Raw genomic sequence first — 5,439 nt, forward strand, 5'->3', positions numbered from 1 at the left:
CTCAGGGGTATTGCCTGTGATGGCTTGGATAATGCCAACGATGATAGCTAGGGCAAAGAAGAGGACGATGATTCCTAGGCACCCTAGGCAGGAGAGGACTCCGCCTTTTGCTACTTTGTCTTGGGGGAGTTTGACCTTGGTCTGGGGAAGTTTGAGAGAGAGCATGAGGTACTTACTCTATTTAGGGGATATCAATCCATGTTTCGTAAAAAGCCTTTCTATTATAGTGAATCGTCTAGTTTTTACAGACACGTACGAGTGTCCAAGACTTCTTCAATAGGTGAGGTGTTTAGGGTCTTTTCGCCAAACTCGCTGTAACCGTTGAGTGCTCTGCAATCCAATCCGCAGTGCTAGGGTCAATCTGCTCAGCTGTTGCATGGATTGAGTCCAAAACCGCTAGTGTTTCCCTTTTCTCACGTTGCACATCTAATCGGATTAACGGTTCATGGTGAGCGCAACGGTTGCGCATCCTGTAAGTCCGTTCTAGATGGTTCTCAAATTCTTCTCTCGAGACTTGTCGGGTAAGAGATGAGAGAAATTTAGGCCAAACAGTGCTCTGATATGTCCGGGTAAAAAGAAACCGCCAAAAATCCAAGGATAAATCCACAATAATTTTTTCTGGAAGGATCGTTGGGGTCATTATTTGGGGGGATGCTTTGTGGATTGATTTTTGAGCTTGATACGTCCAGAGGATACGAGAATATAAGAACCAGTCTGTCCCGCAGGTGGTGCTGAATTGGTGGTCAATGGCGTTACAAAGAAGCACCTCACGGTGCCCGGTATCGGCCAACAGTTCCTTAGTGATGCGGGTGTTGTAGATATAGAGCTGTTTAAGGTTGCGGTGGTGGGAATATTTACTGAGTCAGGGCGTGGAAAACCAGTGTTCGAGAGTATTGAGATGCTGGTTGTTTTTATTTTCTAGCATTACAGTTAAGAGTAAAAACCCCGGGTCGATTCCTACGCTTGTGCGTATATCACCGGGGTTATTAATTTTTTTGAACTTTTAGAAAGGTAATCCAAAAGCTAATCTCGCTCCAGCGAACAACAGTTTCATAAGTTGGGTGCTTGCCTCTGTTATTCCTAATTCCACGAACTTATTCATCAACTTGTTTATCGTAGATTGTGCCTCGTCCTTGGAAGATGCCTGCTTCATTTCCTGCTCGGCGCGGGTTGCCAACTCTAGAAGCTCTTGCTGCTGTTGAAAGTCCGAGACTTCTTCCCGAATCGCCGTATTTAAATTTTCAAAGTACGCAGTTATCTCAGTTAGAGCTTCTGGCGGTAACCCATTATTACTGGTTAGTGTTTGCGTAGCGTTATCGCCTATAGCAATCTGGCTCCCTGCAATATCCCCATGGAAGGTGTTTGTGGTATGGGTATTTCGTGAATTATCAGTGGAGTTATAAACGTATGTGGAATTTTCAGAAGCTGTCCAGGCAGGAACTTCTTCTCTATTCATCTTTGTTTCCCAACCGGGCTGTAAATCTATACGAACAGGAAAATTCCTGCCCCAAGCCGAATATGTCTTAATTGCTCCTGCACGCTCTAAGTCTTCGATAGCTTCGCATATCTCGTCTTCTGTATATGAGTTATCAGAATCTTGCACCAACTCAGAAACATTATCCCCTCTGCCATCTTTGACTAATTGAAGAATGTTCAGCTGAAGTTTTCCGCGTCGTCCGCTAGTTTCTACCCAATCGCGAACATTAAATTTAAGCTCTTTTCCGTGGCTGGTGAGCACCGCGGAAGTCAAGTTGCCATTAGCTTTAGTTTTAGCACTGACAAAACCAGCATTTTTCAGTTTATAAATGAGAGGTAAATCTGGGGATTCTTCACTTAGGCTTACGTTCAAAATCCCCTCAGGAGAATCTTTGATGATCTCATCGAATCTAAACATTTCTTGCGGTTTAAGAGAAATTCCTACCATGAGAACCTACTTTCATAAATTATATTTATATCTGGACACACCTATAACAATTGTGGTCCAAGTAATATTCCCTCATTCAAAATACGGTAGGAGCAGTTCGGCAAGACTTGTTCAAAAGTCCCTCCAGCTACATAAAACAGCAACCCCGAACCACCGAAGACACCTGCCCATATGAAGCTAACGGTCGCCGGAACTCCGTGTACAGAACCCGCCACATCTTATACTTAGCAATAGCCCGCTCCACACCGCGCGGTATGAATTAATGAATCAGTACAAAACCTTCACATTCGCAACGGTCCTAAAGGTTTTCCTACGTTTTGTGGGAGTTACTAGACCCAATTCAACATAGCCTTTATTGGCTAAAGTTCTTTCTTTTAGATACCTTCCTAAACTCTGATGGATAAGGCATAAGCGTCATGCCTAGCCCCCCGGTGGTGGGTCGGTGATAGCTAGCAATTTTCCATTCATCGTACAGATGACCTGATGGTTGAAACCAGCACGCTGGTGTTTACCTGAAAAAGAGTTTTTTCCCTTGTGAAGACCAGTTCCACACCGGAATCAAAACGCCGCCTATTACCAGTGAGCCGGGGATATTCTGGAGAGATTCGAGTCCTTAAATTTTCAATTCCTCTAGTTCCAGGAACGCTTTTTCGATGCGGTGAATAGTTCTGGAAATCGTAGGTTGAGAGACTGTGAACCTATCAGCGAGGTCTTCTTCGGTGGAGTTTTGGCGTAGGTAGAGGAAGGTAATTTTTAGAGCTTAGTTGAGGGAGATTTTTTTCGGTCTCGTGTCTAATTTTTCCCAGGTAAAGTTCTTATTTAGGGCTGCGGTGAGGGGCGAATTGCTCGTGGGTGGGCCCGGTTGTACGCTTGTTGTGCAACGGTCTTTTCCGGTTTGGCTTGAGGTTATTGGTGAAGATTTAACTCTCATTTTGCCTCTGGTGGGGCCGTTATCTAGTAGGTGGGTTTTACCCCTTATGAATAAGCCTCCTTGGACATGGACTATGAGCGTTCATACAAAAAGGTCGCTGGTATCATCAGCTTCAGCTCAGCCATATAGTTGGCTATAGTGCTCGTCATCGTGTTTGGAATCTTTGGATTTCAGGGTTGGGCTAGTATGGTTCAACGTATGTATGTACCTCTCCGGAGATATTAATCGCCAGATCATTCTACAAACCACGTAGCGACATGGGACCCATAATTTTGTACTTTCCCAATTAAATGGTCGCCATCAATAGTCACAGGTATTGATGGTATGGACAATCTGCCATAAGTTGAATCAACGATGGATAATTTATGATGAGTTGTCACCACGTCATTCTCGCCTTCATGAAATCCCTTATTTTCATGATTAGTTAATTCTTGTGCTGCCCCTACAAGGCTTGTTCTTATAATTCCCGATTTGAGGTAAGCAAGCGACTCAAGGATACGGGCAGCTAAGATAAAACCAGTAGAATGATCAAGCGCTTGAACAGGTAAAGCTCCTGGAACTCTTTCACCTACTGAATTGATCACACTGCACATTTCGGAAATACCGGTAGCCGCTTGCACAATTGAATCAAAACCAGCCCGTGTAGCCCAGGGACCTGATTCCCCCCACGCTGAGAGACTAGCTATGAGGAGACCTGGATAGTCATCTCTTAATTGCTGAATACCAAGACCAAATTTATCTAAAGAACCAGGACTGTAACCGATAATAATCACATCCGCTTGAGAGATAAGCTCATGAACCAGGTTCATATCTCTCGAAAAGTCGATGACAGCAGATTTTTTCCCCATACCGTTGGAAATAAATTGCTCTTTGAGCTCTGGTAAAAAGGGCGGGTCTATCCTTAGAACTTCCGCCCCCAAGCATGCAAGTAGCTGAGAGCAAGTTGGACCAGCCACAACTCGAGTCAAGTCTAATACCTTAATACCTTCTGCAGGTAGAACGGGGTTTGATTTGTGAAAATTGTGGGAAAGTCGAGATTCGAGGTCAGATTCTACCCACGGGGCATTTTTCATTGCTATTGCTTGGGGAAGTTGATTCCATTGATCAATTTCTCTCACTGCTGATGCAACGCCCCCGTGGCGAACGATGGTTTTTTCGATTTCTATTTTTGGTAGTGAACTAAAAAGCTCTATTAACTCCTTTTTATTCTCGAACTGATAAGAATCTCTAATTGCTTTGGTGTGGTGAGGGTAATTTCCATGTAATCTTACCCATCCGTCTGCAGCCTTAAAAAAACCTGAGAGTTCGTTCCAAGGTTCAGATGAGCGCTTCCCAACTTTTAGATTTTCCAGACTTGCGAATGAGAATGGTATTTGCGCTATATCTGCTGAGATGGTGCATTTGATACCTCTAGTATCGGCTAAGAGCTGAGCTGCATCGGTTGCTGCTTTGACTGAATGTACGGCAATGTTTTCAACACGTAGGGGGCATGTCTTCCATTCACTGTAGCGGTATTCATGCATATGGGTTCCTTCGCAGTATAGAAATCACAATGTCTAGTTATTACCCCATAAGGCGGAGGTTGGAACTTAATATTCGCCGGGGTCTGATGCAGTTTTTTGCTGGGATATGAAGTGTTCTTCATTAAAAATCGAATTGTCCCTACCAATATGATAGATTCTACATCAAAATATAACCTGGAACACAGTCGTTAGATTGATAGGAAGTATGATGCTTGGTAAAAAATGGACTGCTACTGAACTGCGTGAAGCTGAATCTCAATGGGTGATACCGCTTAATCATCGACATATTGAAGCTGTAAAAAAACTGACAGTAATTCGAGAACCCTAGCAGACCTAACCTCGCAGATTGATTCCCTCCTTTACGAAGGTCCAGGAGTATGTCTACTAAAGAACGCACCTATTGCTAGTGAAGATGAGGCAAAGCAATTCTTGTATTCATTAGGTAGAAGCTTAGGTTATGTAGTAACTCAAAATAAAGCAAAAGACAAAATTGTTGCAGTTGAAGATGCCGGGGGAGATATTGGTCAACCAACTCAGCGCGGTCATAAAACCGGGGGGAAGTTGCCGTATCACGTAGATAGAACAGATGTCATAGTTCTGATGTGCATTCGTCAAGCTGAAGAGGGTGGGGGAAGCTCTTTAGCTTCCTCACGCTACGTTTATGAAGTAATGCAAACAGAGAAACCAGAGCTTTTAGAAGAGTTGACAAAACCTATCCCACATGATCGACGAGGTGAAGAAGAACGGGGAGAGGCTCCTTGGGATCTATTGAGGCTTATTCAAAAGTAGGAACACACCCACACCCCACCAACTAGACAACGGCCCCACCAGCGGCAAAAATAAGAGGATTAAATCACTACAAATAACCTCAAGCCATACCGGAAGAACCGTTGCTCCACCAGCGTACAACAGGGCTCACACCTCAGCAATTCACCACGCTACTGACAGCCCTCACCTCTCATATCACCTGGGCAAAACCAGGCGGAAGACCACCAGCACTAACCCTGGCCCAGGGTCTTAAAGTCACCCTTTTCTACCACCGACACAACCTCACCGAAGAA

Annotated in this window: 4 protein-coding genes and 1 pseudogene; 2 read left to right on the forward strand and 3 right to left on the reverse strand. The window is 44.3% G+C overall.

Annotated elements, in window-relative coordinates; all coding sequences use genetic code 11:
• Window positions 1-739 precede the first annotated feature (739 nt).
• Window positions 740-922 (forward strand): hypothetical protein, encoded by a 183-nt coding sequence (locus A7E48_RS11265; RefSeq protein ID WP_068168185.1) that lies wholly within the window; start codon window positions 740-742, stop codon window positions 920-922.
• A gap of 81 nt (window positions 923-1,003) precedes the next feature.
• Here the strand turns inward: A7E48_RS11265 and A7E48_RS00780 are convergent, their stop codons facing one another.
• From A7E48_RS00780 to A7E48_RS00785, 3 genes are all read right to left on the reverse strand, one after another.
• Entirely contained in the window at window positions 1,004-1,924 is a 921-nt protein-coding gene (locus A7E48_RS00780; protein ID WP_068168187.1) for a hypothetical protein, read from the reverse strand.
• A gap of 613 nt (window positions 1,925-2,537) precedes the next feature.
• Window positions 2,538-2,675: a transposase family protein gene (locus A7E48_RS11530; protein WP_083147090.1), complete on the reverse strand. Its 138-nt coding sequence runs from the start codon at window positions 2,673-2,675 to the stop codon at window positions 2,538-2,540.
• 413 nt (window positions 2,676-3,088) lie between these two features.
• Entirely contained in the window at window positions 3,089-4,378 is a 1,290-nt protein-coding gene (locus A7E48_RS00785) for a CoA transferase (RefSeq protein ID WP_068168189.1), read from the reverse strand.
• 342 nt (window positions 4,379-4,720) lie between these two features.
• Here A7E48_RS00785 and A7E48_RS10665 point away from each other — a divergent pair.
• Window positions 4,721-5,167 (forward strand): annotated as a pseudogene (locus A7E48_RS10665) (TauD/TfdA family dioxygenase); the annotation flags it as partial.
• Window positions 5,168-5,439: the final 272 nt, after the last annotated feature.

The organism is Rothia sp. ND6WE1A (genome assembly GCF_001683935.1).
Taxonomy (GTDB): domain Bacteria; phylum Actinomycetota; class Actinomycetes; order Actinomycetales; family Micrococcaceae; genus Rothia; species Rothia amarae.

Coding starts and splice junctions, on each gene's coding strand:
- A7E48_RS00780 (WP_068168187.1), bottom strand. CDS start 1,924: ATGGTAGGAATTTCTCTTAAACCGCAAGAAATGTTTAGATTCGATGAG.
- A7E48_RS00785 (WP_068168189.1), bottom strand. CDS start 4,378: ATGCATGAATACCGCTACAGTGAATGGAAGACATGCCCCCTACGTGTT.